Origin of the sequence: Mesorhizobium sp. M0698 (assembly GCF_040320455.1) — a bacterium.
Lineage (GTDB): Bacteria > Pseudomonadota > Alphaproteobacteria > Rhizobiales > Rhizobiaceae > Mesorhizobium.
Map to the genome: position 1 here is coordinate 24,382 of NZ_JAMYPQ010000010.1, position 26,541 is coordinate 50,922.

Annotated in this window: 22 protein-coding genes, 1 tRNA gene and 1 pseudogene; 7 read left to right on the top strand and 17 right to left on the bottom strand. The window is 63.8% G+C overall.

Annotated features, from left to right (window positions below; translation table 11 throughout):
* Positions 1-202: 202 nt before the first annotated feature.
* Together NKI16_RS20075 and leuA are read right to left on the bottom strand one after the other, a co-directional pair.
* Entirely contained in the window at positions 203-1,990 is a 1,788-nt protein-coding gene (locus tag NKI16_RS20075) for a tetratricopeptide repeat protein (protein WP_352620488.1), read from the bottom strand.
* A gap of 142 nt (positions 1,991-2,132) precedes the next feature.
* Positions 2,133-3,869, bottom strand: coding sequence for a 2-isopropylmalate synthase (leuA, locus tag NKI16_RS20080; RefSeq protein WP_352620490.1), 1,737 nt, complete (start codon positions 3,867-3,869; stop codon positions 2,133-2,135).
* A gap of 809 nt (positions 3,870-4,678) precedes the next feature.
* Between leuA and NKI16_RS20085 the strand changes: the two genes are divergently transcribed.
* Together NKI16_RS20085 and NKI16_RS20090 are read left to right on the top strand one after the other, a co-directional pair.
* Positions 4,679-5,845, top strand: a complete 1,167-nt coding sequence (locus NKI16_RS20085; protein WP_352620492.1) for an ATP-grasp domain-containing protein — start codon at positions 4,679-4,681, stop codon at positions 5,843-5,845.
* A gap of 4 nt (positions 5,846-5,849) precedes the next feature.
* Positions 5,850-6,626: an esterase family protein gene (locus NKI16_RS20090; RefSeq protein ID WP_352620494.1), complete on the top strand. Its 777-nt coding sequence runs from the start codon at positions 5,850-5,852 to the stop codon at positions 6,624-6,626.
* Positions 6,627-6,656: 30 nt separating this feature from the next.
* Here NKI16_RS20090 and NKI16_RS20095 read toward each other — a convergent pair.
* Positions 6,657-6,776: pseudogene (locus NKI16_RS20095) on the bottom strand (IS5/IS1182 family transposase); the annotation flags it as partial.
* A 78-nt stretch (positions 6,777-6,854) separates the two neighbouring features.
* On the opposite strand from NKI16_RS20095, the gene NKI16_RS20100 reads away from it, so the two are divergent.
* Positions 6,855-6,940, top strand: a tRNA-OTHER gene (locus tag NKI16_RS20100).
* A 204-nt stretch (positions 6,941-7,144) separates the two neighbouring features.
* Positions 7,145-8,221, top strand: coding sequence for a siderophore-interacting protein (locus tag NKI16_RS20105; protein ID WP_352620496.1), 1,077 nt, complete (start codon positions 7,145-7,147; stop codon positions 8,219-8,221).
* Positions 8,222-8,241: 20 nt separating this feature from the next.
* On the opposite strand, the gene NKI16_RS20110 is transcribed toward NKI16_RS20105, so the two are convergent.
* From NKI16_RS20110 to NKI16_RS20135, 6 genes are all read right to left on the bottom strand, one after another.
* Positions 8,242-9,456, bottom strand: coding sequence for an MFS transporter (locus NKI16_RS20110; protein WP_352620498.1), 1,215 nt, complete (start codon positions 9,454-9,456; stop codon positions 8,242-8,244).
* Entirely contained in the window at positions 9,456-11,543 is a 2,088-nt protein-coding gene (locus tag NKI16_RS20115; RefSeq protein ID WP_352620500.1) for a TonB-dependent siderophore receptor, read from the bottom strand. Before NKI16_RS20115 ends, NKI16_RS20110 begins: the two co-directional genes overlap by 1 nt.
* A 183-nt stretch (positions 11,544-11,726) precedes the next feature.
* Positions 11,727-12,815 carry an AbrB family transcriptional regulator gene (locus NKI16_RS20120; protein ID WP_352620502.1) on the bottom strand — a complete coding sequence of 363 codons (1,089 nt, stop codon included), beginning with the start codon at positions 12,813-12,815 and terminating at the stop codon, positions 11,727-11,729.
* 269 nt (positions 12,816-13,084) lie between these two features.
* Positions 13,085-13,393: a putative quinol monooxygenase gene (locus NKI16_RS20125; RefSeq protein WP_352450553.1), complete on the bottom strand. Its 309-nt coding sequence runs from the start codon at positions 13,391-13,393 to the stop codon at positions 13,085-13,087.
* 49 nt (positions 13,394-13,442) lie between these two features.
* On the bottom strand, positions 13,443-14,240 hold the full coding sequence (locus NKI16_RS20130; protein ID WP_352478045.1) for an SDR family NAD(P)-dependent oxidoreductase: 798 nt from the start codon (positions 14,238-14,240) through the stop codon (positions 13,443-13,445).
* A gap of 171 nt (positions 14,241-14,411) precedes the next feature.
* On the bottom strand, positions 14,412-14,864 hold the full coding sequence (locus NKI16_RS20135) for a DsrE family protein (RefSeq protein ID WP_352450551.1): 453 nt from the start codon (positions 14,862-14,864) through the stop codon (positions 14,412-14,414).
* 101 nt (positions 14,865-14,965) lie between these two features.
* Between NKI16_RS20135 and NKI16_RS20140 the strand changes: the two genes are divergently transcribed.
* Complete coding sequence (locus NKI16_RS20140; protein ID WP_352620503.1) at positions 14,966-16,048, top strand: hypothetical protein; 1,083 nt, start codon at positions 14,966-14,968, stop codon at positions 16,046-16,048.
* Between the two features lie 222 nt (positions 16,049-16,270).
* On the opposite strand, the gene NKI16_RS20145 is transcribed toward NKI16_RS20140, so the two are convergent.
* Positions 16,271-17,200 carry a cation diffusion facilitator family transporter gene (locus tag NKI16_RS20145; protein WP_023679526.1) on the bottom strand — a complete coding sequence of 310 codons (930 nt, stop codon included), beginning with the start codon at positions 17,198-17,200 and terminating at the stop codon, positions 16,271-16,273.
* A gap of 32 nt (positions 17,201-17,232) precedes the next feature.
* On the bottom strand, positions 17,233-19,422 hold the full coding sequence (locus NKI16_RS20150; protein ID WP_023679525.1) for an anthranilate synthase: 2,190 nt from the start codon (positions 19,420-19,422) through the stop codon (positions 17,233-17,235).
* Between the two features lie 320 nt (positions 19,423-19,742).
* Here NKI16_RS20150 and NKI16_RS20155 point away from each other — a divergent pair, with 320 nt between their 5' ends.
* On the top strand, positions 19,743-20,513 hold the full coding sequence (locus NKI16_RS20155; RefSeq protein ID WP_023679523.1) for an isocitrate lyase/PEP mutase family protein: 771 nt from the start codon (positions 19,743-19,745) through the stop codon (positions 20,511-20,513).
* A gap of 14 nt (positions 20,514-20,527) precedes the next feature.
* Here NKI16_RS20155 and NKI16_RS20160 read toward each other — a convergent pair whose 3' ends face one another.
* From NKI16_RS20160 to NKI16_RS20170, 3 genes are all read right to left on the bottom strand, one after another.
* Positions 20,528-21,577 (bottom strand): M14 family metallopeptidase, encoded by a 1,050-nt coding sequence (locus NKI16_RS20160; protein WP_023679522.1) that lies wholly within the window; start codon positions 21,575-21,577, stop codon positions 20,528-20,530.
* Positions 21,578-21,678: 101 nt separating this feature from the next.
* Entirely contained in the window at positions 21,679-23,055 is a 1,377-nt protein-coding gene (locus NKI16_RS20165) for an FAD-containing oxidoreductase (RefSeq protein ID WP_023679521.1), read from the bottom strand.
* Complete coding sequence (locus tag NKI16_RS20170) at positions 23,052-23,513, bottom strand: membrane protein (protein WP_023679520.1); 462 nt, start codon at positions 23,511-23,513, stop codon at positions 23,052-23,054. The genes NKI16_RS20165 and NKI16_RS20170 overlap by 4 nt, the downstream gene beginning before the upstream one ends.
* A gap of 147 nt (positions 23,514-23,660) precedes the next feature.
* Between NKI16_RS20170 and NKI16_RS20175 the strand changes: the two genes are divergently transcribed.
* Entirely contained in the window at positions 23,661-24,218 is a 558-nt protein-coding gene (locus NKI16_RS20175; RefSeq protein WP_023679519.1) for a sugar O-acetyltransferase, read from the top strand.
* 58 nt (positions 24,219-24,276) lie between these two features.
* On the opposite strand, the gene NKI16_RS20180 is transcribed toward NKI16_RS20175, so the two are convergent.
* The 3 genes from NKI16_RS20180 to NKI16_RS20190 form a co-directional block, all read right to left on the bottom strand.
* Positions 24,277-24,786, bottom strand: a complete 510-nt coding sequence (locus NKI16_RS20180; RefSeq protein WP_023679518.1) for an RES family NAD+ phosphorylase — start codon at positions 24,784-24,786, stop codon at positions 24,277-24,279.
* Positions 24,783-25,262, bottom strand: a complete 480-nt coding sequence (gene parS, locus NKI16_RS20185; RefSeq protein ID WP_023679517.1) for a type II RES/Xre toxin-antitoxin system antitoxin — start codon at positions 25,260-25,262, stop codon at positions 24,783-24,785. Before parS ends, NKI16_RS20180 begins: the two co-directional genes overlap by 4 nt.
* 187 nt (positions 25,263-25,449) lie before the next feature.
* The gene (locus tag NKI16_RS20190; RefSeq protein WP_023679516.1) at positions 25,450-26,439 is read right to left on the bottom strand and encodes a helix-turn-helix domain-containing protein; all 990 of its coding nucleotides are present in this window, start codon (positions 26,437-26,439) and stop codon (positions 25,450-25,452) included.
* Positions 26,440-26,541: the final 102 nt, after the last annotated feature.

The following is a 26,541-nucleotide window of genomic DNA, read 5'->3' on the forward strand; positions in this document are numbered from 1 at the left end:
GATCAGTCAGGATGCCGGGGGCGGTCTTATGCGGATCAGTCTTGCGGGAGGTCAGACTTATGCGGAGATCAGTCTTATGCGGGATCAGACCTATATGGGATCAGATTGGCCGGTTCAAATTGTGTCTGAATTGCGCTTTGGCCGTCCGGATGGCCAGTAAAATCTTCGCGATCACCTGACGTCGTGCACGCGCCGGGAGACGTCAGCTGGCGCCGCCAAGGCCGGCGGCGCGCAGGGCTTCCACCAGCCGGTTGGTCAGATCGGCGGGATATCTTCGTTCGACGAAAGTTGCGCGCGGATCGGCTGCGAATTTCGGGAATTTGGCGGTCAGTTCCTGCAGCAGCCTGCTCGCCAGCTTCTCGCGGCCGGCAGCCTTGGCGCCGATCAGCCGCGCCGCCAGATAATGCGATTTCATTTCCGTCGTTCGCAAGCCGTCGCTGGCGAGCGTGGCCTTGTTCATGTCGCCCATCATGAACTCTCCGGCGAACAGCCCGTAATCCCACCATGTCGGATGGGCGCTGGCGATGTCCACCGCGTGAGCGATGATCGGGGTGCCCTCGCTGTACCTGCCGGCGAAAACCAGCCCGTAGCCATAGGCGGCGGCCATTGCGAGATCGTAGGGATTGAGCTCATAGGCCTTGCGCATCCAGCGGATCGATTCCGCGGAATCGCCCATGCGCGAATTGAGATAACCAAGGGCGCGGTGCGCATAGGGGCTGGTCGGGCCCATCTGGATGGCGCGATGGGCAAACGTCATCGCTTTGTCGATCGTCGCGTCGGCGGGGTAGGGATAGTGGTCGGTGACCGCTTCGAGATGCAAGGAAGCGAGTTCCGAATAGACGAGCGACGACTTCGCCTCCCGGTTGGCAAGATCTTCGAGGCAGCGGTAAGCGGCTTCGTGCGTCTGGGCGTTCTGGTCGAGATAATATTTGCCGTTGAGCACCAGACACGCCGTCAGCCCGGTCTGGATGCCGCTCTGCTCGATGTAGTTGTAGATCGTGCCCGAGGCGGGAAGAGCCGAGCTCAAAATGCCGGAGATCTGGTCCTCGATGGCGGTGTTCGCGCTGTCGCCGGCGGTCAGGTTGCGTGAGAGCAGCACGCGGCCGGTCGCCACGCTTTGCAGCTCGAGCATGATATCACCGCTACGCGGCCCGGGCAGGACATCGAATACGAAGCTGGCGGCGTCGGTCACTGGATCGGGCGGGCTGTCGGCATCACGGCCGATGAAATTGATGGTATCGAAGCCGCTAAGGCCGGCGCGCAGCGATGCGGCGACACGGCGAGCCAGGTCGCTGTCGGCCTTGATGGCGATGTAGACCTGGGGGAGGGTTTCAACCGGAGGCGCTGCTATGCTGCCGGTCGCCACCGCGGTCTCGACCGCCGTGTCGCCGCCGGTCAGCAATACCACGCTGCCCTGGCGAAGGATCAGCACACCCAGCATGAGAATGACCAGCGCGATCGCCAGCCAGAAGAACTGCAAATGCCGCTGCAGCGAAGGTGCAGCAGGGGCCACGGCTGGAACGCTCAGCAATGCAGCCGGATGTGCCCGGTTGCGGGCATCTTCCGGCGATCCGGGCGGGGCGTTTGTCGCCTCCTCTGTCGCCGGCTGCGGCTTGCTCTCTGCCTCAGCCTCTGCCGGCAAGCGAATGGCGTTGAGTTCGTAGGACGGAACATAGCCGCCGCGCGGAATGGCGATGCGGACCGGTTCGGCAACGCCCTCATTGGCGAAATACTGCTGCAGAAGCTCGCGCAGCCTGCCGGCCTGCACCCGCACCACCGCATCGGTCGACGGATCGAAATCGCCGTCCTTGCCGAACACGTCCATCGCGATGGAGAAGCCCTTGAGCCTGTCGGCTTCGCCTGCCTGCTCGCGCTCGACCAGGTAGCGGAGCAGCTTGCGCGCGCGCTCGGATCGTCCGAACGTTTCGCTGGCAAGCAATCGCTCCAACGTTTCGCGCACTGCGGGGGCGGCAGGCGTGGTATGCTGCAAGTGTCGATCCCTTCGAATTCGGCACAGGTTGAGGTACGATCATATCGCGCTGGCGGCGCCTTACAAGCATGTGCTTATGGTGCGATAGCGTACCCACCGGATAAATTCCGGTGGGCCGATGGCGGGAGCCTGACCGTTTCGGCTAGCCGCGCTTTCGGCCGACGATGCGGTTGGCAGCCGAAACCACGGCTTCTAACGAGGCGGCGACGATGTTGGTGTTGATGCCGGCGCCGAACAGCTTGCCGCCCGGATGTTCCATCTCGACATAGGAAATGGCCGAGGCATTCGAGCCGCGCTGCATGGAATGCTCGGAATAATCCAGCACCGACATCGGCACCCCGACATGGCGCGACAGCGCATCGACGAAGCCGTCGATCGGGCCGGTGCCGGTGCCTGATATGGTCACCTCCTTGCCTTTGTCGAGGATCACCGCCTCGACCACGCGCCGGCCCTTGACCTCGGTGTCGGGATAGGTGTGGTGGTCGAGGAACTTCAGCCGCGCGCCGGGCTGGTCGACATAGGTGTCGAGAAAGCGCTCGTAGATGCGCTTGACCGGCACCTCCTTGCCTTCGGCGTCGGTGATCGCCTGGATAGCCTGGCTGAACTCGATCTGCAGGTTGCGCGGCAGGTTGAGGCCGTAATCCGCATGCAGCACATAGGCGATGCCGCCCTTACCGGACTGCGAGTTGATGCGGATGATGGCTTCGTAGCTGCGGCCGACATCGGCCGGGTCGATCGGCAGATAGGGCACCTCCCAGTGCGGCGTGTTGGCCTTGCGCAGCGCCTTCATGCCCTTGTTGATGGCGTCCTGGTGCGAGCCGGAAAAGGCGGTGTAGACGAGCTCGCCGACATAAGGGTGGCGCTCCGGGATCTTCAGCTGGTTGGAGTATTCGTAGACGTCCTTCATGCGGTTGATGTCGGAGCAGTCGAGCCCGGGATCGACGCCTTGCGTGTACATGTTGAGCGCCAGCGTGACGATGTCGACATTGCCGGTGCGCTCGCCATTGCCGAACAGCGTGCCTTCGACGCGGTCGGCGCCCGCCATCAGGCCGAGTTCGGTGGTGGCGATACCGGTGCCGCGATCATTGTGCGGATGCAGCGAGATCAACAGGTTCTCGCGATCGTCGAGATTGCGGCACATCCATTCGATGCGGTCGGCGTAGATGTTGGGCGTCGACATCTCGACCGTAGAGGGCAGGTTGATGATCAGCTTGTTTTCCGCCGTCGGCTTGACGATCTCGGTGACGGCGTTGCAGATCTCCAGCGCCACTTCGAGCTCGGTGCCGGTAAAGCTCTCCGGCGAATATTCGAAACGGTAGCCGCCGCCGGCCTTCGCCGCCATGTCGGTGATCATCTTGGCCGCATCGGTAGCGATGCGCTTGATCCCGGCGACGTCCTTCTCGAAGACGACGCGGCGCTGCAGCTCGCTGGTCGAGTTGTAGAAATGGACGATCGGGTTGGTGGCGCCCTTCAGCGCCTCGAAAGTGCGGGTGATCAGTTCCGGCCGGCACTGCACCAGCACCTGCAGCGAGACGTCGGCGGGCACGTTGCCTTGTTCGATGCACCAGCGGGCGAAATCGAAGTCGGTCTGCGAGGCCGACGGGAAGCCGATCTCGATCTCCTTGAAGCCCATGTCGAGCAGCAGGGCGAACATGCGCGCCTTGCGTTCCTGGCCCATCGGATCGATCAGCGCCTGGTTGCCGTCGCGCAGGTCGACCGAGCACCAGATCGGCGCCTTGTCGATCACTTTCGAAGGCCAGGTGCGATCGGCAAGACCGACGGTCGGATAGGGCTGGTATTTGCGGGCAGCATCCGGCATGCCCCTCGCGGGCTTGGCGGTTTCCTCTACATTCAGACGGATATCTTCTCGTGCGTTCATCGTCTTTTCTCCCGGCGGCTCGCGGATCCAGCTTCAGGCGGATTGGTGGCGAGCGGCGCCTTTACCAGAATTTCGTTCGCTTGATGTGACGTGCCAATTTGTGAATGGCCAAGGAGCGTGCGCGTGAGCGGCGAATTCGACCGCCGGGCGCTCCTTCAGCGAACCCGGCGATCGCCGATAAGGCCGAGAAGCAGCAGGGTGGAGGCAAGCGCGCGAACGGTCTGGCCGGCAATACCGGTCGGACGGGACGCAAAAGAGGTGGCGCGCGGGCTCATGGCGGATTTCATACAGGAGCGGGCAAAGCGAGGCAAGTGGGAGCCTCGCTGTCGCAGAAGCTGCCGATCCAGCCTCAAGACCTGGGTTCCTCGCCGTCGCGAAACGGGGGAGAGGTGGCCGCCCACGGGTCTTGCCTTCGGCAAGCCCGAGGACAGGCTCCGCGGCCGGAGAGGGGGCCTTCGTAGGGCGCAGTCCCCCCTCCGTCTCGGCTTCGCCGAGCCACCTCTCCCCACTTTCGTGGGGCGAGGAACCCAAGCTGCAATGAAGGCGCGGCGCCGACATGAAGCGATTTTTCCTGATTACAGCAACTTTGTTCTTGCTTTGTGCCGGCAGCTATGCTACTAATTTGGGTATGGTGCCGATTGGCGCCGAGGACCCGCCGTCGAGGCGGGTTTTTTATTTCACGGTTTTGGCGTCACCTTTCGCGGACCCAGCCGCTCACCTGATCCAGTTGCTCTTCCCCGAGCCCGGCAAATGCGCCAGAGTCGATTGTCGGCGGGGGTGCAATGGCTCGCCGCCGGGAGGGATCGTCCATGAACTTCGTGTTCTTCTCGCCGCATTTTCCAGCCAATGGCGCCGATTTCTGCGACCGGCTGAAGAAGGCCGGCGCCACCGTGCTCGGCATTGGCGACGCGCCGTTCGATGCGCTGGACGGCAAATTGAAGGCAGCCCTTTCGGAATATTACCGCATCGACGACATGGAGGAGTACGAGCCGGTGTTCCGGGCGATCGGCCATTTCATCCACAAATGGGGCCGCGTCGACCGGTTCGAATCGCTCAACGAGCATTGGCTGGAGCTGGAAGCCAATATCCGCACCGACTTCAACATCTTCGGCACCAAGCTCGACTTCGTGAAGAATTTGAAACGCAAGAGCCGCATGCGGGCGTTCTTCCGCAAGAGCGGCGTCGAAACCATCCCGCAACGCAAGTGCTCCGACCGCGCCGGCGCCATGACCTTCATCCGCCGCGTCGGCTATCCCGTGGTGGTGAAGCCGGATTCCGGCTCCGGCGCCTCGAACACTTTCAAAATCTCCAACGCCGGCGAACTCGACAGGTTCTTCAGGGACAAGCCGGAAGGCGTCAGCTTCGTCATGGAGCAATTCATCGAAGGACTGGTGGTGACCTATGACGGGCTTGTCAACCGCGACGGCGAGGTGGTGCTGGCCGCCAGCCACCGCTACGACCAGAGCGTCATGGAGGTGGTCAACCGCGACCGCCATATGAGCTATGTCTGTTTTCCCGAGATCAGCCGGGCGGTCGAGGAGGCCGGCAGGAAAATCCTCAAGGCGTTCGACGTGCGCGAGCGCTTCTTCCACATCGAGCTGTTCGAAACCAGGGACGACAGGGTCATCGCGCTGGAGGTCAACATGCGGCCGCCTGGCGCCTGGATGACCGATGCCATCAATTACACCTTCGATATCGATGTCTATGCCGCCTGGGCCGACATGGTGGTCAAGGATGCCGCCGGCGGCCCTTACAGGGGCAAGTATTTCACCGCCTATGCCAGCCGCAAGCGGCACCTCAACTATATGCACAGCCATGCCGACGTGCTGGCCGCCCATGGCGGCATGATCGTCCATCATCACGCCATCGAGGAGGTTTTCAGCCGCGCCATGGGAAACTACGCCTATCAGCTGCGCTCCACGGACCCGAAGGCGCTGCGCCGGGCGGTCGACTACATCCATGCGGAAAAGGCGTGAGGCGATGGACGTTTCCTACCACAAGGGTTTTGGCCGCAACCTCGGCCGCGACATGGAATACAAGCGCTACGGCCATGCCGGCCGACCCGTGGTTGTGTTCCCGACTTCGCAAGGGCGGTTCTATCAGTTCGAGGATTCCGGCGCGGTTTCGGCTCTCGCCGAGTTCGTCGACACCGGCCGCATCCAGTTGTTCACGCTGGACGGCATCGATGCGGAATCCTTCTTCGACCGCCATGCCGAGCCGGCCCATCGCATCGCCCGGCATGAAGCGTATTTCCGCTATGTGCGCGAAGAGGCGCTGCCGGAACTCCTGTCTGTCGCGGCCGAGGCCAATGGCGGGCGTACGCTGAAGCCGCTGTTTTGCGGCTGCTCGATGGGCGGCTATCATTCGTCGAATTTCGTCTTCCGCTTTCCGGAGCTGGCCAGCGGCGTCATCGCGCTGTCGGGGGTTTACTCGACCCACGATTTCTTCGGCAGCGCGCTCGACGGACAGATTTTCTTCAACTCGCCGCTCGACTACCTGCCGGGTATCGTCGATCCGGGGCTGCTCGTCAGGCTGAAGGCGCTGCGGCTGATCTTCTGCTGCGGGCAGGGTGCCTGGGAGGAACGGATGCTGGCCGATACGCAGGCGCTGGAACAGATCCTGCGTGACAAGTCGATTCCGGCCTGGGTCGACTATTGGGGCGGCGATGTCGCGCATGACTGGCCGTGGTGGCACAAGCAACTGGTCTATTTCTTCGCTCGCTGGCTGGACGACGATCTGATGCACCGGCTGGATTAGGCCACCGACTCATAAGCGCAGCCACAGTCGCCTTGAGAAGATGTCGTTCAGCACGCGGCGGTCATCCACACGCGGCACGCCTGGCGGCTTGTTGGGCAGGAGCGGCTCGATCACGCGCCACTCGAAGTCGGGCAGGTCGTATCGGCTCATGCCGACGCTGAATCGGCTCGGACGCCACAAGAGAAGCCTCGAATGGCGATCCGCGCAAATTTGCGCTACGAGGCAGGTGCCAGCGTGACGGAATTGGTAAAAGTATCACCACAGTGATCCTGAGCCTCTTGGCTCAGGTGCGGGTTCGATCCCTGCCGCTGGCGACGCCCCGCTTTACGAGTTCACGACCTAGAGCATGTCGATATTTAGGTGATGCGGCCTGCAAATGGACTTCCCTTAAGCCTGATTTCAAAACATGACTATACTTATCATCTTTTAGTGGAAACAGCGGGCCGGCTGTGGCATTCCGGCGTGGCGAGGACGCCGTATGGCGAGCTCGGGTTCAAATGGCACCGAAAGGCTGAGCGATGGAGCAATTGAGTGCGCAAACCCGGATCAGCGGTTCCGCCATCCGGTCGGTGATGGACAGGCTGCGCGCCGAGCACGGCGAATCCGAGATCGATACCGGCCTTGCCGATCATTGGGAATTTCGCACGCATTACGGTTCGTTGAAGGCGACGCTCGGTGATAACAGCGTGCTGATTAGCGTCGCGGCCGAGGACCAGACCTGCCTGTCCTACATGAAAATGGCGGTCGCCGGCCATTTTTCGCAACATCTCGGCACGACCAGGGGCATCGCCTGGCAGGGCGACGGCAGCGATGCCGGTACGCCGGTGTTCTTCCGCGAGATCACGGTGCTGTCCTCGACGCGGATTTCTCCGCATATGCAGCGCGTCCGCTTCACCGGCAACGATCTCGGCCGCTTTGGCCGTGGCGGCCTGCATGTGCGGCTGCTGCTGCCGCCGCGCGGCAGGCTGCCGGTGTGGCCGTCGATGGGCGCCGACGGCCTGATGGTCTGGCCGTCGGGCGAGGACGCGCTTGTCGTTCGCGTCTACACGATCCGGGCGCTGGACGCCGCAAGTGGCTGGCTGGATGTCGATTTCGTCCTCCACCCCGGTATGGATACGCCGGCGGCCGCTTTCGCCGAAAAGGCAGTTGCCGGCGAGATCATCGGCATGATCGGACCGGGCGGAGGTGGCGTGCCCGAGGCGCAAAACCTGCTGCTGCTCGGCGACGACACCGCGCTTCCGGCGATCGGCAGGATCCTGGAGCAGCTTTCGCCGTCAACCCGCGCCGAAGCGTTCATCGAGGTCGATGGTCCCGACGACCGGATGCCGCTGGCCGCGGGCGAGGCCGTTGCCGTCACCTGGCTCTATCGGCATGGGCGCGAGGCCGGCACAGCCAGGCTGTTACCGGGGGTGCTGCAGCAGCGGAACCGCACCGCCCTTATCGACAATCTCTATGTCTGGGCCGGATGCGAGTTCGGCGATTTCCGCGAGATCCGCAGGATCGTCCGCAAGGAATGGGGTGTGCCGCGCGACCGGCATCTGGTCACCGCCTACTGGCGCCGCGGGACGCAAGCGGCGGACGGCGGCGAAGAATAGTGCGCGACGATGCTCCGCGGTCAGCGGCGGTCGGATACGAAGGCGATCGCCGGGGCGGCCAGAAGCGCGACGAGGCCGGCGCCTGCGAAGAACGCGCCATAGCCGAAATACTGCGCGGCGTAGCCGGCCGCGATCCCGCCGGCCATGCTCATCAGCGCGTCCATGCACTGGAACAGCGTGAAGTCGACGCCCGCCTGTCTTGGATCTGACCAGCGCATGAACTGCGCGTAAAGCGCGACGAAACCGAGAGCCATGAAGCCGGACGAGCTAAGCACCGCGATGGCCATCAAAGCGGTGGTCGAGAAGCCACCAAGAAAATCGAAGACCGAAAAGAAGAACAGCGATCCGGCCTGCAGGAAAAGCGTCAGGACGAGCACGTTGCGCGGGCCGAACCATTTGACGAGAGCGCCGCCGGCGAGTGCGGCAGCCAGGCCGACGAACATGCTGCCGACGCCGTTGACAAGTCCGACCATCGAGAGGTCGAGCCCGGCGTCGATCAGGAATGGTCCGAGCATGGCGAGTGCCGCCTTCTGGGCCAGGACATAGATGGCCGACGCTGCCAGGCCGCGCCGAATTTCGGGACGCTTCAACGCGTCGAGGAGGCTGGGAACATGCTCGCGCGTCTCCTCGCGCGCGCGGCTGGCCGCGCCGAGCAGGAAGGGCAGACCGAGCGGCAGGAGCAGCAAGGCCATCGCCCAAACGGCGATGCGCCAGCCATAAGCGTCGACCAGAAGCAGAAACAGGCCGGCGCCGATGGCCGAGCCGAGATAGGCGCCGCCGACCTGCGCGGCATTGCCCCAACCGTGGTTTTCCTTAGCCAGGCTCTGCACGGCGAAACCATCGCAGGCAATGTCGACCGTCGAGGCGGCGAAGGCGACGATGGTCAGGCAGGCCAGAACCGGCCACCAGGCCTCCGGGCCGAGCGCGCCGACGGCCCACAGCCCGGCGATGGACGCAAGCCCACCGGCGGCGACGATCGTGCCGGTGCGGTTCTTGCCGACCGGCGGCAGGCGATAGCGCTCGACGGCCGGCGCCCATAGAAACTTGAGCGCCCATGGCAGCGTGATCAGCGAAACCAGGCCGATCCGGTCGAGCGGCAGGCCCTGGTCGCGCATCACCGCCGGCAGGCCCGCCCAGGTGATGCCGCCGATCACACTCTGCGCGACGTAGAGCCCGCCGATCGCCAGGACGATCGCGACAGGCGTCGATGCCCGGCTGGAAACGGCGATCGACATCAGAAGCGGTAGCGCAGGCTGGCGAACAGCGAGCGGCCCTCGTCGCGGTAGCAATAGCCGGCCGAGCAGATGGATTTTTGAGTCTCGAACACATTCTTGGCGTTGACCTGCAGCTTCACGCCCTCGAGCTTGGGGTTGCGGTAGCCGAAATCATAGGAGAGCGAGGCGTCGACGAAGGCGCGCGCATCGTTCTTGAAGGTGTTGGTGTCATCGCCATAGCTCGAGCCGGCGACGCGAACGCCGCTGCCCAGCCCGAGCCCCTGCAGCGTGCCGTCCTCGAACTGGTACTGCCCCCAGAGCGACAGGATGTGATTTGGCGTCGCCGACAGTTCCTTGCCTGCGGTTCCCGTGGCGCCGCGTTCGATTTTCACGCGCAGATAGGTGTAGGAGGCGAGTATGCTGAGACCGTTGTCGAGCGAAGCGCTGGCTTCCAGCTCGACGCCGCGCGAGTTCAGGTCGAGCTGGCGCTGCTTGTTGATGCCGGTCGAGGCGTCGAAGACGACGCCATCCTTCTGGTCGATGTCGAACAGAGCGGCGCTGACGGCGGCGTTGTAATCGGCAAATTCGTATTTGACGCCGATTTCCTTCTGCGTCGCAATGGTCGGACGGGCGACGCGACCGACAGGGCTGCTGACATCGTCATAGACGAAGCCGATATTGGGCGAGAACGACGTCGAATAGTTGATATAGGGCGTGATGCCCCATTCGGTCTGGTAAGACAGGCCGAGCCGCCCGGAAAGGGCACTGTCGTCCTGCTTGGACTTGGTGAAGTCGGCGGCGGTCAAGGTGGTGTCGGCCCAGTCGTAGCGACCGCTGGCGAACAGGGTGAAATCGTTCCACTCCATCTGGTCATGCAGATAGGCGCCGAGCTGGTTCATCTCCTGCCCGCCATAGTAAGGAACCGGAGCAGCCTTGATGTCGTCGACGGAGACATAGGAGATACCGCTGCCGGCGTCATAATTAGACCAGGCGTAGTCGATGCCGGCTACCGCCGTGTGCCTGACCTGGCCGGTATCGAATTCGAACTGCGCCATGTTGTCGACGACGAAGTTCTTCATGGTCTCGGTGTAGTGGCCCCAATAGCGTTTCAGATCCACTCCGTCCGGGTAATGGCCGCTATATTCGATGTCGCTGTCGACGGCGCTGTAGCGAAGGTTCTGCCGGACCGTCAGCACGTCGCTGAAACGGTGCTCGAACTCGTAGCCGATGCGGCCCTGGGTCTGGTCGAAGTCGTTCCAGGCGGGATCGCTCTCGTAGAGGTTCGTCAGAGCGCCGCCCGAATTGTAGAAGGCAGCGGTGCCGCCGGTGACGGATTTCGAATATTCGCCGAGGATGGTCAGCCTGGTGTCCTCGTCCGGCTTGAAGGTGACGGCCGGCGCCAGATAGATCTTGTCGTCGGGATAACCGGGCAGGTCGGTGTCGCTGGTGCGGCCGAGGCTGGTGAAGCGGTAGAGAATGCTGCCGTCTTCGTTCACCGGGCCGGAAGCGTCGAGTGCGGCCTGGAAGCGATTGTGTTCGCCTAGCAGCATTTCGATTTCGCGGAACTGTTCTTCCTTGGGGCGCTTGGTGACGAGATTGACGATGCCGCCCGGACCGCTGATGCCGTAAAGCGAGGAGGCCGGACCCTTCAGTATGGTGACGCCCTCGATGCCGTAGGGCTCGGTCTTGAACCAGGCCGAGGGGCCGTTGTACTGGCGCAGCCCGTCGCGGAACATGCCGTTGTAAAAGGCCTGGAAGCCGCGCAGGAAGAAGGCATCATAGCGGGTGTCGAAGCCGAAGCTGTTCGGATTGGCGCTGGCGACATAGCCGAGCGATTCGTTCAGCGTGCGTGGCTTCTGGTCCTCGATCTGCTTTTGCGTCACAACCGAAACCGCTTGCGGAATCTTGACTATCGGCGTGTCGGTCTTGGTGCCGATACGGTCCTTCTTGGCGACGTAGCCGTCTTGCACGAGGATCTCGTCGCTCTCGGCATCGACCTCGATCTTGTTGAGAACGGTGACGCCGCCCTGGTCCTGGGCGTGAGCCGGCGCGGACAGGCCGAGCAGGGCCATGCTGCCCGGCAATGATATCCCCAGGAGCCATGTCATCGTCCGTATCCGCATCAACTCGTCTCCACTCTTCCGTACATTGACGAAAGGGGCTCTCAAATCTGAGTATTTGAGTCAAGTTATTTTTTGAGCTCGTGCGCGTGCTGGCCCGATACGGTCGGCGGCAGCAAAGTGCGACCCGGTTTCAGGAAAACCGGCTGCGAAGCAGGCAGAGGCAAGCTGCTATGGTTTGAGGCTTCTCGCCACCAGCCGCGCCACGCTTGGGCCGACCAGAAGCACGATCAGGAAGCGTGCCGATTGCAGCGCCATGACGAAGGAGATGTCGACATGCTGCGCGGCGGCGGCGATGATGGCGACGCTGTCCATGCCGCCGGGGCTGGTTGCCAGATAGGCGGTCAGCGGATCGATGCCGAGCAGGCGGCTGATCAGGAAGGCGAGGCCGCCGCAAAAGACGATCAGGGCAATGATCGAGCCGACGATCTGCGGCAGCGCGCGGGCCGCGTGGCGCAAAATGGCCCTGGTGAAATTCAGGCCGATGCTCCAGCCGATCATCGTATAGCTCAAGGCAAGCAGCCAGGGCGGCAACTGCATGGTCACGCCGAGCCCAAGATGGATCACGGTGCCGAAAATGAAGGTGCCGAGGAAAAACGGCGACGGCAGCCGGAAAAGCTTTCCGGCGAGGCCGCCGACCAGCGCCACGCCGAACGTTGCGGCCAAGCCTTGCGGGTCGACCGGTGGGAACCAGACGATGGCCGGCACCTCGATGCCCGAGGTGTCGACCCAAAGCTTGGCCACCAGGGCTGCCGTCATCGAGACGCAGATGACGCGCAGATAAAGCATGAAGGCGACGAGGCGCTGGTCGGCGCCGAAGGCACCGGCCATCAGCACCATGGCGGTGGCGGCGCCCGGCGACGAGCCCCAGACCGCGGTGGTGCCGGGCAGGATGCGCCAGCGGCTGATCAGCCAGCCGAGCAGGCTGGATGCCGCGACCGTCGCCATCACGACGCCAAGGAACAGCGGCCATTCCTTGTAGAAGACGGGAAAGATATCGGCCGAGATGGAACTGGCGACCAGGCAGCCGACGACCGCCTGGGCTGAGCCGAACAGAACCCGCGGCACGCGCACCGTGGCGCCGTTGGTGCCGGCGACGATGGCCGCCAGCATCGGTCCGATCAAGAGCGCGGCGGGCAGGGCAGCGACTTCCAGCGCGCCGGCAAACAGCACCGAGACCACCACCAGGACCGGCCACTGCCAAGCCTTGTGGATCCGCGCCAGATGCTCGATGGCCGGCGGGTTCGGGGAAGAATCCATAGATGGGCTCTTAGACCGGTCGCGAAAAAATGCGAACCCTTTTTGCGCGGAAAAGGGCTTGGGTGGTAATGGCACCAACCATCCGTGGCGATCCTTCGCGCCCCCCTCTGTCCTGCCGGACATCTCCCCCTCTAGTGGGGAGATGGATGTCACGTCGGCCTTCGCCAATCTCCAAAAAAGAGCGCTGTCGGCGAAGCTGCCAATCTCCCCACTTGAGGGGGAGATGGCCGGCAGGCCAGAGGGGGGCGCTGTCCCATAGGCCTCTCCCTCTATCCCGCCTTCACCGCCGGTAAGCCGAACCCGCCAACAGGATGCGTCTCCACCTGGAACTCGAAGCCGGCGATGATCGGCCGTGCCTTGGCGATTGCCGCCTGGACTTCGGGCAGCTGCAGCGAAGCCTTGTGGCTTTCGGCGTCGGTCCACACTTCGGTCACCCAGATCGCGTCGGCATCGGCCGGGTCGGTGGCGATGATGTAGTTCAGGCAGCCGGGCATGGCGCCGGTGCTGGCGAGCAGGATATCCATCATTGCGTCACGCTGGCCGCGCATCGCCCGCATCTTGCCGATCAGTCCGTACATTCGCTTTGCTCCGTTGAGATGACGCAACCAGGAGTATGCAGTTCGTCGCCTACGGCATCAACTGGCCGCCATTGACCTCGATCACCTGGCCGATGATGTAGCCGCTCAACAGATCGGAGGAGAGGAACAGATAGGCGCCGACGCAGTCCTCGGCGGTGCCGGCGCGGCCCTGCGGGATGGTGGCGATCATGCCTTTCATCTGGTCGTCGGTCGAGTAGCGCTCGTGGAAAGGTGTCGCGATCGTGCCGGGCGCCACCGCGTTGACGCGGATGTTGAAACCGATCAGCTCCTTGGCCATGCCGCGCGTGACGTTGGAGACGAAGGCCTTGGCCGAGCCGTAAAGGCCGGCGCCGCCACCGGCGCCGTTGCGCGCGGCGATCGAGGAGGTGTTGACGATGAAGCCACCCTGCCGCTTCAGCCATGGGATTGCCTTGCGCGAAGCTGTCAGCACGGAACGCGCGTTGAGGTCCATCACCGCGTCGTAATGCGCCTCAGTCTGCTCGGCATAGGGCACGCGGCCGAGCATGCCGCCGGCATTATTGACGAGGCCGTCGAGCCGGCCGAAATGTTGCGCACTGTCCTCGACGACGCGCTCGACATCGGCGGGGATCGAGAAATCGCCCTGGGCGAGGAACACGTCGCCGCCGCCGTTGCGAATGGTCGCGGCCAGGTTTTCGGCAGCCGCGCGGCTCGAATTGTAATGCAGCGCGACGCGGCATTTCTGCGCGGCATAGGCGAGTGCGAGCGCCGCGCCTATGCCGGTCGAGGCGCCGGTGACCAGGACCGCCTTTCCGGCAAGGTCGGGGATGACCAGAGAGGGGCTGACAAGGGTGGTGGTGGCTGGCACGTCTATTCCTCCGGGGACTCTGCCTGCTCTTCGTAGGCCCTCGCAGTCCTCGCGTTCAAGTCCGTAAAAGTTTAGAGCGGTTCACCGTTTCACGGAAACGGCGAACCGCTCCCTCTTTGTCTTGACGCAATTCCGGACGGCAAACCGTTTCACACTTTTCCTGGAATTGCCCTATGGCCTGAGATAGGCGTAGCCCTGGCGTTGCAATTCGGCGAGCTTGACGACGCCGCCCCTGTCGGCTGCATGGAAGCCGTCGAGCAGGTCGGCCAGGCCGATATCCATGCCGTGCATGGTGTTGGCGCAAGCGTGCGGACTGAGCCCATCCTGGACAAGGCCGGCGAACCGCCCGGAAATGGCGGCCGATATACCCTTCGACTTGAAGGCGGCAAGTGCCGGGCCGTGCACGACAAGCGCGATGTCGACTTTGCCGTCGGTGCCTTCGAAATGGTTCTTGATGTTGCCGAGCACGAAATTGACCTTGTCGAGATCGCTGAGGTGATAGGCGACCTTTTGCCTTTCCTCTTCGACGGCCTTGACTTCAATGGCTGCCGCCTTGGTGGGGCGCAGCCCGAAAAGCCCGGCGGCCCCGGCAAGACCGACGCGGAAAATATCGCGGCGTCGCATGGCTTCATCTCCCATTTGGCCGGCGCGCGCAATTTGCGTGGCCTCGACCTCGATCCTAACATAAATTGAAGCCACGTCTTGTCGGGGCAGGGGGAGCCAGCATGATATCAAGGACCGTGATGGGCGCCGGAGTTGGGGTTGCCTTGCTCGCCGCCGTCGCCGGCTCTGCTTTCGCCGACGACACGCTCAAACTCACCGAGATCAGCCCCGACGGCAAGGACGCTTGCTTCGGCCGCGTCTACGACGCCGCGCATCTCAAGTCGCATCCGCAGCAGAAGGTGGCGCGCATCTTCTTCTATTACGGCCGCGATCCGGTCAGCCGGCCAAACGAGGAGTCAAGCGCCGGCATCGATTCCTCCTACAATGGCTTCATGGCGACGACGGTGCGCGGCGCCGAGGCGCCTGAATGGCTTGGCGGCTGGTGCAGTCATGAGTCGGAGGACGGCAAGACCGGCCCGATCCGTTGCGGCATGGACTGCGACCGCACCATGGCTTCGCTGAAGGTCGACGACAAAGGCCGGCTGATCGTCTCGGACGTGCAGCCCGATCTCTATCTCGACGCCGGATCGGAAGACGAGCTCGGCAAGGCGGAGTACGAAAGGCAGGCGCTGGGCAAGGACGACAACGGCTTCAGGCTCGACCCGATGCCGGCCGCCACCTGCAAGGCCGAGTTCGCGCGCATCGACCCGATCGACCCGGCCCTTGGCCCGCCATTGCGCGAGCGGCTGAAGCCGGACCAGGCCTTCTGCTACGGACGCGACTACGACGACGAGCATCTCGGCTCGCATCTCGACCAGCTGACCCAGTCGATCAGGGTGTTCCGCGGACCGGTCGAGCTGGCGTCTTTCGCCAAGGAGGGCGATCCGGCCAATTGGCCAAGCGGCGCCGATATCGCCGTTTCGGTTACCACGCGGCAGAAATCGGCCAAGGTCACGCAGGTCTATAACTGCCAGGGCGAGGGCGACCAGTGGCGCTGCGCGGCGAGCGCGAAGACGGGTGGTGCCTCCTGCGATATCGCGCAACAGGAGGTCTTCCTTCGCCGCGGCGCCAACGGCACGATGATGCTGGCCAACCCGAACAGCGGCCTGCCGATCATCGATCTGTGTTCGGCGGAGGGCGACACAATGTCCGACGACAAGGTCTACCGGCTGGAGCCGATGCCGCAGGCTGCCTGCGGGCTGTAGCAGTTCAGAGACGCGATGCCGGCGAGACAGCACCCCCCTCTGTCCTGCCGGACATCTCCCCCTCAAGGGGGGAGATCGGCAGCTTCACCGACAGCGTTCTTCTTTGAAGATTGGCGAAAGCCAAAGCGACATCCAATCTCCCCCCTTGAGGGGGAGATGTCCGGCAGGACAGAGGGGGGCGCGAAGGATCACCACTGAGCGATTTTTCTCCGCGACGCCACCTCACGCGAACGGCACGGCCGTCGTGCCTTTGGGCAGTTTCGCTTCGTCGTCGGGTTCGACATGGATGATGACCCGCACGGAAGGGATTTCGGCCTGCAGCGCGTCCTCGATGCGGTCGCAGATGACGTGGCTGGCGCCGACCGACATGTCGGCGTCGACGACCAGGTGGAACTCGATGAAGGTGGCGCGGCCGGCGATGCGCGTCTTCAGGTCGTGGACCTCGAGCGCGCCCTTGCAATTGGCCGAGATGATGTCGCGTATGCGGATATGTTCCTGGGTGTCGACGGCGCGGTCCATCAGCCCATTCATCGACGAGCCGATGACGTGCCAGCCCTGCCACAGAATGTTCAGCGCCACGATCACCGCAAGAGCCGGATCGAGAACCTGCCAGCCGGTCAGTACGGCGCCGACCAGGCCGATGAACACACCGACCGAGGTCGCCACGTCGGTCATGATGTGCCTGCCGTCGGCAACGAGAGCCGGCGATTTTTCGCGTCGGCCGGTGCGGATCAGCGTCAAGGCCCAGACAGCGTTGATGACCGTTGCGACGCCATTGACGGCAAGGCCGGTCCATGGCTGTTCCAGCAGGGCGGGATGCTGCCAGGACCACCAGACCTCATTGAGGATCAGCAAGGCGGCAAGCACGATCAGCACGCCTTCGAGGACGGCCGAGAAATACTCGGCCTTATGGTGGCCGAACGGATGGTCCTGGTCGGCCGGCTTGTAGCTGACCTGGATCGCCCAATAGGCGGCGGCCGAGGCAATGACGTTGACGATCGATTCCAGCGCGTCCGAATAAAGCGCGACCGAACCGGTGACGTACCAGGCCACCAGCTTCAGGCCGAGCACGACGCAGGCGACGACGATCGACCAGAAGGCGAGGCTGGCGACCTTCTGCCTGGCGGCGGCTTTGATTTCCGCCGCGGTCACTGGGGAAAAGATCCCAACGCTGAGCCCTCGAATTAAGCGGCCTTTTCCTTGGCCTTGCGCGGCAGGTGCGCGACAATGTTCTCGATGATGCGCATGCCGGCATTGTGGCCGAGCGTCATGATCGACTCCGGGTGGAACTGCACTGCGGCGATCGGCTCCTTGCGGTGCTCGAAGGCCATGATGATGCCGTCCTCGGTCTCGGCGGTGACGACAAAACCATCGGGCAGCCGCACCGGATCTGCAAAGATCGAATGATAGCGGCCGACCGTCACCTCCTTGGGCAGGCCGGAGAAGATGATGCCCGGCTTCGACACGCGGATGCGCGACGGCTTGCCATGCATCGGGATGTGCAGTTGGCGCAGCTCGCCGCCATAGGCCTCGGCCAGCGCCTGCAGCCCGAGGCAGACGCCGAAGATCGGCAGGTCGCGCGCACGGGCCCGCTTGATGGTGGCGGCGCAGTCGAAGTCCTTCGGCGTGCCGGGGCCGGGCGACAGCACGACCAGGTTTGGCTTCAGCCGGTCGAAGATCTCGTCCGGCACCGGCGTGCGCACCGTCGAGACGTTGGCGCCGGTCTGGCGGAAATAGTTGGCGAGCGTATGGACGAAACTGTCCTCGTGGTCGACCAGCAGGATGTTGACGCCGTCGCCGACACGCGCGGTGCTGCGTTCGGTGCTGGCGGCATTGCCTGATTTGGCGTCGCGGATGGCGGAGAGCATGGCGGATGCCTTCAGTTCGGTTTCGGCTTCTTCTTCCTCGGGAATGCTGTCGAAGAGCAGCGTGGCGCCGGCGCGTACCTCGGCGATGCCGTCCTTGATGCGAATGGTGCGAAGCGTCAGGCCGGTATTCATGTCACCGTTGAAATTGACCATGCCGATCGCCCCGCCATACCAGGCGCGCGGGCTCTTCTCGTTCTGCTCGATGAAGCGCATGGCCCATAATTTCGGCGCGCCGGTGACGGTGACCGCCCAGGCATGCGACAGAAAGGCGTCGAAGGCGTCCATGCCTTCGCGCAGCCGCCCCTCGATGTGGTCGACGGTGTGGATCAGGCGGGAGTACATTTCGATCTGGCGGCGGCCGATGACGCGCACCGAGCCCGGCTCGCAGACCCTCGACTTGTCGTTGCGGTCGACGTCCGAGCACATGGTGAGTTCGGATTCGTCCTTCTTCGAATTGAGCAGCTTCAGGATCTGCTCGCTGTCGGAGATGGCGTCGTCGCCGCGCTTGATGGTACCGGAGATCGGGCAGGTCTCGACGCGGCGGCCGTTGACGCGCACGAACATTTCCGGCGAGGCGCCGATCAGATATTCGCCCTCGCCGAGATTGATGAAGAAGGAATAGGGCGAAGGGTTGATGCTCTTCAGCTTGCGGGAAATCTCGGAGGGCTGGGTTTCGCAGCGTTCGTAGAACATCTGCCCCGGCACCACTTCGAACAGGTCGCCGCGCTCGAAGCTCTTCATCGCCTTGCGCACCAGCTTGGCATATTCGCCGGGCTCGTGGTCGCCGCGCGGCGGGATGCGGTCGGCGGTCCTGAACGGCTCGACGATTTCGTCGCGCGGCAGGCCTTCGGTCGAGAAGCCATCGCCGGAATAGTCGTAGCGGTCGGTCCAGGCCTTGGTCGAATAGTGGTCGACGACGAGGATCTCGTCGGGCAGGAACAGCACGAGATCGCGCTGGCTTGACTTGCGCTCGAGCTTGTAGTCGACCGGATCGAACTGGAAGGCGAGGTCGTAGCCGAAGGCGCCATAGAGGCCGAGATTGGCGTCTTCCTCGGTCTTGAACAAAGCCGTGATGGCGCGCAGCACGGTGAAGACGGAGGGAACGCGGCTGCGTTCCTCTTCGGTAAAGATACGATCGGGCTTGGCGACCTCGAGGCGGATGAGTTTGTTGGACGTCTCGGCGATCGTGACATCGTCAAGGCCGGCAAGCACCGTGCCGATCACCGGCAAAAGCACGTCGCCGCGGCGGTTCAGCGCCTCGATGCGCATGGCGCGGCCGCGTGCCGAGATCACCACCGGCGGATCGATGATGGCGGTGTCCCAGCGCGTATAGCGGCCGGGATATTCGTAATTCGAGGAAAACACGGCGCCGCGGCGCGAATTCAGGCCATCGACATAGCCGTCGATCGCCCCCTCGTAAGGCCGGTCATGGCGCTGGCGGGTAATCGCCACGCCACCTGCTGTGACGAAGCGCTCGGCGCCATTCTCCAGAATTTTCGTCGTCATTGCCGTCTCCATCAGCGTCTTTGGGGCAACGGACCCGGGAATGGCTTGAAAAAACAAATGGCCGCCCGGACATTCCGCTGCGGCCACCCTCTATTGTCACGCGAACGCGTTCGAACAGGCCGCTGTCAGCGAGCCCACCACCAAATGGTCTTGATCGAACGCATATTCATGGCGAAATCCATAGCCGCGAAAAGCGGTATGCGCAACAGGTTTGAAAGTCTGTGGGGTGGCTGCCGCTTTCGCAACCCATGGCACATGGCCAAGACCGGCAGTCCTGCCTAGACTCTGCATCAAACAGCAGGAAGACGGGAAAACATCAAATGACCCAGCAGTTCGACCGCGCACGGACGTTCCATTCCCTCCATGTCAAGGGAAACCCGATTGTCCTCTACAATGCCTGGGACCCAGGCTCCGCCAAGATCATCGAGAAAGCAGGGGCCAAGGCCATCGCCACCGGAAGCTGGCCGGTCGCGGCCGCTTTCGGATTCGCCGATGGCGAGAAAATCCCGTTTGAACTGGCGCTCGAAAACATCAAACGCATCGTTGCGGTGGTGGATGTGCCGGTAACCATGGACCTTGAGGGGGGTTACGGGGTCGCTCCGGAGGTTGTCGCCCGCAGCGTGACGCTCGCCGTGCAGGCTGGAGCCGTCGGCTTTAATTTCGAGGATCAGATCGTCGGCGGCAGTGGGCTGCACGACATCGCCATACAGGTGAGGCGGATCGAAGCGGCTGCAGCGGCGGTGAAGACGTCGGGTATTCCGGCCTTCATTAATACCCGAACCGACATTTTCCTGAAGACTAAACCGAATGCGCACGACAAGGCTCTTCTCGATCAGGCGATCGAGCGGGCGCACGCCTACGAAAGGGCCGGAGCGCATGGCTTCTTTGCGCCGGGGCTTGCCGATGAAGGCCTGATCGAGGCGCTCTGCGAGGCAACGGCATTGCCGGTCAACATCATTGCCCTGGCGCATGTGCCGCCGCGCCAGAGGCTTGCCGAACTCGGCGTCGCCCGCGTGAGCCATGGTCCGGTGCCGTACCGGCAGATGGCCGAATGGCTGGAGGCCAAGGCGCGACAGGCGATTTCGGGGTAGCCTGGCGGGGTGCGTCAGTCCTCCAGCGTTCCCGACCTTGCATCGGCGCTCGTCCCGTCGCCGACCAGCTTCAAGAGGTCTTCGCCGGCGCGGATGATGCGGCGGGAACGCCGCGTCAGGATGAGGCCAGCCTGCGGCGCCAACACTTCCGTGCGGCCGTCGGGCTCGCCGGGCGCGTGGACGATGGTGGCAAGGCGCGCACCCTTGGCGACCCGGTCGCCCGGCTTCACGTCGTAAAGGATCGCGCCCGAGCGGGGCGCCGGCATCATCTCGATGTTTTCGAGCGGCGCGACGAGCCCAACGAAGCTGCCAGGCGCGGGCAGCGCCTGGTCCTGGATGACGCCGCGCGCCACCAGCAGCCGGTAGAGCCCTTCGGCATCGGCGCCGGCGTGGGCGCCGTCGACATCGAGTATGCCGCGATATTCGACGGTGGTGGCGACGCGCCGGTCGAGGCACGCGACGTCGGCGGGAACGTTCTGATACGGCATGATCGAGGCGCCTTCGAAGGTGCCGTCGGGGTCTTCGTCCCACAGCATCACCGCATCGACGCCCATGGCCGCTGCACAATCCGCCATGGCCGGCCACAGGCTGGTGTGGACGTAAAGATAGGCGAGGCCCTCATCGTCGCAATGCAGGTCGAGCACGATGTCGTGGCCGATGGAGAGCTGCAGCAGCCGCGTTTTCAGCCGCTGGTCGACCGTGCCGTGCGTCGGCAGCAGCGTGAGGTCGGGCGCGGCGAGCCGCGGAAAGCCGCGATTGAAATTGGTGCGCGTGCCCAGATGAAAGCGGCCCTGATGGTCGCCGTAAAGATATTGCGCGCGACCGATCGGATTAGCCCAGGGCACGATGGTCATATTGCCGGTGATGCGGCCTTCGGCTTCCGCCTTGCTGAGCATCGGCATCAGCGTGTCGATGGCGACGACGCCCGGCAATTCGCCGGCATGAAGTGCCGCCTGCAGATAGACGGAAGGCGCCGTCTTGTCCGTTCCGGCGAAGCGGAAGACGGGGAATTCGTAGGAAACGCCTTCGCTGTCGCCGGCGACGCGTTCGATGGACTTCTGCATGGGATGCCTCCGGGAGAAGAGGCGGAACACATGCCCTTTTGCCGCTGGGCTGTCGATTGGTCCAGCCGGCGCCGCCATGGGCGCACGATTCTACCCGGCCGTCACACCAGCGGCTTGAGTTCCTGGGCGATGGTCGGCAGAAGCTCCGAGACATTCGGGTGGATGTGCACGGCGCGCGCCAGCGTGCTGACCGGCGCTTTGGCATACATCAGGTCGAGCACGCAGTGCACCGCCTCGTCGCCGCCCGGGCCGAGCACCGAACAGCCGAGGATCTCCTTGGTGTCGGCATCGACCAGGATCTTCATGAAGCCTTGCGTCTCACCTTTTTCGACTGCACGGCTGACGCGGGTCATTGGCCGCTGGCCAACCAGGGCGCGGCGGCCGGATTTCCTTACCGCGGCTTCGGTCATGCCGCAGCGGCCGAGTGGTGGGTCGATATAGAGCGCATAGGCCTCGATGCGGTCGCTGACCTTGCGCGGATCGTTGTCGAGCAGGTTGGCGGCGACGATCTCGTAATCGTTGTACGAGGTGTGGGTGAAGGCGCCCTTGCCGTTGCAGTCGCCCATCGCCCAGATGCCGGGCACGCTGGTGCGCAACTGGTCGTCGACGACGATGAAGCCGCGTTTGTCGACCTCGACGCCGGCTTTGTCGAGGCCGAGATCGTCGGTGTTTGGCGTGCGGCCGAGCGCCAGCAGCACATGCGAGCCGACCGCAGCCGCCTTGCCTGGCGAGAAGGTCACGGCGATTTCGTTGCCTCGCCTGGCGAAGCGGATGTCGTCGGCGCCGAGATGGACGGCAATGGCTTCGTTTTCGAGGATCGACAAAATGGCGTCCGAGACATCCTCGTCCTCGCGACCGATCAGACGCGGGCTTTTTTCGATGACCGTGACTTCGGAACCGAAGCGGCGGAACATCTGCGCGAATTCGAGCGAGACATAGCTGCCGCCGACAACGATGAGATGGCGCGGCAGCACGTCGAGATCCATCATCGAGGAATTGGTCAGGTAAGAAATGCCGTCGATGCCGGGCAGGCCGGGCACCGAGGCGCGCCCGCCGGTGTTGAGGAATATCTTTTCGGCGCTCAGCAGATCGTCGCCGACGCGCACCGTGTTGGCGCTTACGAAGCGCGCATGGCCGCGATAGAGCGTGCATTTGTCCATGCCGGCAATCCAGTCTTCGAGATTGCCGCGGGCGTCGTTGGAGACCTTGTCCTTGCGCGCCTTGATCGCCTTGTAGTTTACGCCGACGGGACCGGATAGCGTCACCCCGTAATCCGCGGCGGAGCGGGCGAGATGCGCGGCATAGGCGCTTGCCACCATCGTTTTGGTCGGCGTGCAGCCGGTGTTGACGCAAGTGCCGCCGACCAGCTTTCGCTCGATCAGCGCCACGCTCATGCCGGCCGCATTCAGCCTGCCGGCGAGCGGTGGGCCGGCCTGCCCGGCACCGACGATAATGGCGTCGAATGTCTTTGCCGTCATGCCACCGCCGCCACGATCAGAAGCCCGCCGACGATCGCCACAGCGTCCTCGATGAAGGCGGCCGGCGGGTCCTTGCCGAAGGCGGCGGCCAGGCGTTTACGCGCCTCGGCGCCGCCCAGCGTGCCGATCACCGCGCCAACGGCGCCGGCGATCAGGCCGCCGATGATGGCGCCACCGGTGGCGCCGATCACCGCGCCGGTGAAAGCGCCCAAGACGATACGCGTGCCGAATTGCTGCGGCACCTTGCGGCTCGGCGCCGAGGGCAGCTGGTCGGTGACCAGTTCGGCGATGGCCAGGATGGTGAAGATGCCGACGGCGATCCAGTGGCCCATGAAGCTCGCCCAGGTGTCCGCGACCGGCAACCAGCCAAGCCAGGCGCCCCAGGCGACGGCGGCGGGCGCGGTCATGGCGCGAAGCCCGGCAACGATGCCAATCAGGAGTGCAAAAATGTACAGCATGATTGATCCCCTCGATGGCCGGCTTGGGACAGGTCCGAGAGGGCAAGCTACCATAGGTCCGGTATTTGACCAGAGGTGGTGTCGCCGCCGGCGCTTCCGTTTTTTCACCACTTGTGCTTTGGCAAAGTTGAAACTGGAGTTGCAGCCATGGCCGGAAGCGAACGCATGAAAATGGCGGCGGGCGAGTGGTATTGCTGCCTCGATCCGGAACTGGAGGCGTTGCGCATCACGGCGCGAGACGCGGTGTTCGAGCACAACAGCCTGCCACCCCGGCAGCGTGGCGATATCGGGCCTGGATTGCGGACGCTGCTCGGCGCTGCGGGCGAGGGCGCCCGGATCGAGGCGCAGTTCCACTGCGCCTATGGCTTCAACATCTTTCTCGGCGACCGTGTTTTTCTCAATGCCGGCTGCATCATTCTCGACACGGCGCCAGTGCGCATCGGTAAGGGAACGCTGCTCGGCCCGAATGTGCAGATCTATTGCGCCGAGCACCACAAGGAGGCTGCCGGGCGACGGACAGGGCTGGAGATCGCCAAGCCGGTCGAGATCGGCGACAATGCCTGGATCGGCGGCAGTGCCGTCATCCTCGGCGGAGTCAGGATCGGCGATGGCGCCATCGTCGGCGCCGGTGCTGTGGTGACGCGCGACGTGGCGGCGAACACCACGGTGGTCGGCAATCCGGCACGGGTAATCAGCAACAACTGAGCACCGTGCTTCTGTTGCCGGTCACGTCCTCGTTCTGATGGACATGGGGGCGGCTATGTCACTTGGCCGGAGGTGGATGCAACCGTGTGTCGAGCGCAAACGCCTCCTGGGTCTTCATGGCGTATGCCCCTCTGGCGAGGCTCGCGTCGAAGATCAGGTTCCAGCTACGCTGCGATACCGCGCTCGGAATCACCACGAACCGGTGCCGTTGCAGAAGATCGTCGCCAAACGCCTGTTGCCCGGAGCTCGGAATGCCCGGGCGCAACCAGTTGGGGTTGGGCACGGCGGCGGGGTCGACGATATGCACATCCGCGACATCGCTGACGATCGCTGCCGTCATGACATGCGCTATCGTGTCGAGCGCCCTGAAGCCCTTATGAACCGCAACCTCGAGGATCGCAGTCGACGGATCGATCGAGCAGTAGACGGCGCGCACGCCCTTGCTGTTCCAGCGTCCGCCCACCCTGTATGCGCCCTCGCCACTATCCCATGTAGGCGCAAACGCGGCTTGATCGAGGCGCCATCCGATGAGGTCGGAGCCACCAAGCGCCGCCGGCAGCGGCGTCATGCATAAACGCCATATTCAAGCCGTTCCAGATAGTCTTCTACAAGCTCGATCCCCGCCGGCGTCGCCAGAAGGTCGATTGGACGACGCTGGTCGAGCCCAATCGCCGGGCGCTCCAGCCATTGCTCTGCCTCCGCCTGCGAACCGAACACGTCGGTCGCTTTCGACAGGATCTCCGCGAACTTCCAGGTGCGTCCGCTCTGGTCCTGACTGAGAGGCTTGGACGGAGCATCCTTGCGGCGCTGGTAGGTGCGCAGGCTCATGCCGACGGCCTTCTCCAGCGAATCGGTCTTCTGGATGTAGACGAGTTGCCCGATAAGATGGTCCAGCGCTGAAGCCGGCAGGCCGTGCAGAAGCAACTCGTGGGCATCCAAAGCGCTGCTGAGGCGCCTTGCCAGAATGCGGCTGCCGCCTAGCAATTTCGCCACCTTCTGAAGTTCATTGTTTTTTGCTGCTGGCGCAGCCTTTTCCAATGCCATCGCCACGGCGAGCCCTCTTCGCGTCATCTGTCGCTTTAATATATGACAGATGACGCAGAGCCTTTCAAGCACGACAGGATCGAGAGCAGGGCAATCGCTTCGAGAGAAAAGATAGCCTACTCGGGCCAGATGGCAGTCCAACGTCGGCACTGAAGCGATTGCCCTGGAATCGAGCGCGAGCCGAATTTCACCTCGGCATGTGCGCCACGCGCTCCTCCTGAGCACTCTTCGAGAATTCGCGCCGGTATTGCGCCGGCGAGGTTCTGAGGCGCGCTGCGAAATGCTGGCGCAGCGAGGTAGCGCTGCCGAAGCCGGCCTCGAAGGCAACCGTGTCCATCGATTTTTCCGTTGCTTCCAGCAGCCGTTGCGCCAGCTGGACGCGCTGGTCGGTCAGCCAGTCGCCGAAACTGGTGCCGATCGTTTTCTGGAAACGGCGCGTGAACGTCCGGCGGGTGAGGCCGGCGTGACCGGCAACGCTGTCCAGACAGTGCGGCTCACCCAGGGTTTTGCGCACCGCTTCGAGAGCCTGGGTGAAGCGGTCCGCATTGCCGGTCCTGGCGATGGGACGTTCGATGAATTGCGCCTGCCCGCCCTGCCTGTGCGGAGAAAGCACGATCTGCCGGGCAAGGCGAAGTGCCGCCTCCGCGCCGTAACGAGCCCGTACGACGTGCAGGCAGCAGTCGAGCCCGGCGGCGACGCCGGCGGATGTCACGACATCGCCATTGTCGATGTAGAGCACTTCCGGTTCGACGAGAATGTCGGGATAGAGTTCCTGCAGCTGATCCGCGTAGGCCCAGTGCGTCGCCGCTCGCCGCCCCGAAAGCAGTCCGGTCGCCGCAACAGCGAACGTTCCCAAGCACAGTCCGACGATCAGCGCGCCGCGCTCGTGCGCGCCAAGCAACGCGTCGATCAATGCCGCTGGAGGCGAGCTCCCGAGATCTTTCCAGCTTGGCACGATGACGATGTCGGCGTCATCGAGCGCGGAAAGCCCGTGCGGGACGCTGATGGTCAGCCCGGCATCGGTGCGGATCGGCCCGTCCTCAATCGCGCAGACCCGGAAGTCGAAGCGCGGCAGGCCGAGCTCCGTGCGATCCGCGCCGAACACGAGACACGGCACGGAGAGATGAAACGGGCTGATGCCATCGAAGGCGATGGCGGCAACGGCAGGATCGGTCATGGGAGCTCCAGCAACGGGTGAGGCCGATTGTCCCAATTCTTTCGAATAATGTCAATCGGGACACTTTCTGCAATCCGGTGCCGAGCTTATCGTCCACCCATC

Bases quoted from the DNA above. Each gene is read 5' to 3' on its own strand.
- NKI16_RS20115 (WP_352620500.1), bottom strand. From the start codon at position 11,543: ATGACATGGCTCCTGGGGATATCATTGCCGGGCAGCATGGCCCTGCTC.
- NKI16_RS20110 (WP_352620498.1), bottom strand. From the start codon at position 9,456: ATGTCGATCGCCGTTTCCAGCCGGGCATCGACGCCTGTCGCGATCGTC.
- NKI16_RS20150 (WP_023679525.1), bottom strand. From the start codon at position 19,422: ATGACGACGAAAATTCTGGAGAATGGCGCCGAGCGCTTCGTCACAGCA.
- NKI16_RS20140 (WP_352620503.1), top strand. From the start codon at position 14,966: ATGATATCAAGGACCGTGATGGGCGCCGGAGTTGGGGTTGCCTTGCTC.
- NKI16_RS20135 (WP_352450551.1), bottom strand. From the start codon at position 14,864: ATGCGACGCCGCGATATTTTCCGCGTCGGTCTTGCCGGGGCCGCCGGG.
- NKI16_RS20170 (WP_023679520.1), bottom strand. From the start codon at position 23,513: ATGCTGTACATTTTTGCACTCCTGATTGGCATCGTTGCCGGGCTTCGC.
- NKI16_RS20090 (WP_352620494.1), top strand. From the start codon at position 5,850: ATGGACGTTTCCTACCACAAGGGTTTTGGCCGCAACCTCGGCCGCGAC.
- NKI16_RS20085 (WP_352620492.1), top strand. From the start codon at position 4,679: ATGAACTTCGTGTTCTTCTCGCCGCATTTTCCAGCCAATGGCGCCGAT.
- NKI16_RS20120 (WP_352620502.1), bottom strand. From the start codon at position 12,815: ATGGATTCTTCCCCGAACCCGCCGGCCATCGAGCATCTGGCGCGGATC.
- parS (WP_023679517.1), bottom strand. From the start codon at position 25,262: ATGGCATTGGAAAAGGCTGCGCCAGCAGCAAAAAACAATGAACTTCAG.
- NKI16_RS20190 (WP_023679516.1), bottom strand. From the start codon at position 26,439: ATGACCGATCCTGCCGTTGCCGCCATCGCCTTCGATGGCATCAGCCCG.
- leuA (WP_352620490.1), bottom strand. From the start codon at position 3,869: ATGAACGCACGAGAAGATATCCGTCTGAATGTAGAGGAAACCGCCAAG.
- NKI16_RS20165 (WP_023679521.1), bottom strand. From the start codon at position 23,055: ATGACGGCAAAGACATTCGACGCCATTATCGTCGGTGCCGGGCAGGCC.
- NKI16_RS20180 (WP_023679518.1), bottom strand. From the start codon at position 24,786: ATGACGCCGCTGCCGGCGGCGCTTGGTGGCTCCGACCTCATCGGATGG.
- NKI16_RS20125 (WP_352450553.1), bottom strand. From the start codon at position 13,393: ATGTACGGACTGATCGGCAAGATGCGGGCGATGCGCGGCCAGCGTGAC.
- NKI16_RS20160 (WP_023679522.1), bottom strand. From the start codon at position 21,577: ATGCAGAAGTCCATCGAACGCGTCGCCGGCGACAGCGAAGGCGTTTCC.
- NKI16_RS20155 (WP_023679523.1), top strand. From the start codon at position 19,743: ATGACCCAGCAGTTCGACCGCGCACGGACGTTCCATTCCCTCCATGTC.
- NKI16_RS20175 (WP_023679519.1), top strand. From the start codon at position 23,661: ATGGCCGGAAGCGAACGCATGAAAATGGCGGCGGGCGAGTGGTATTGC.
- NKI16_RS20105 (WP_352620496.1), top strand. From the start codon at position 7,145: ATGGAGCAATTGAGTGCGCAAACCCGGATCAGCGGTTCCGCCATCCGG.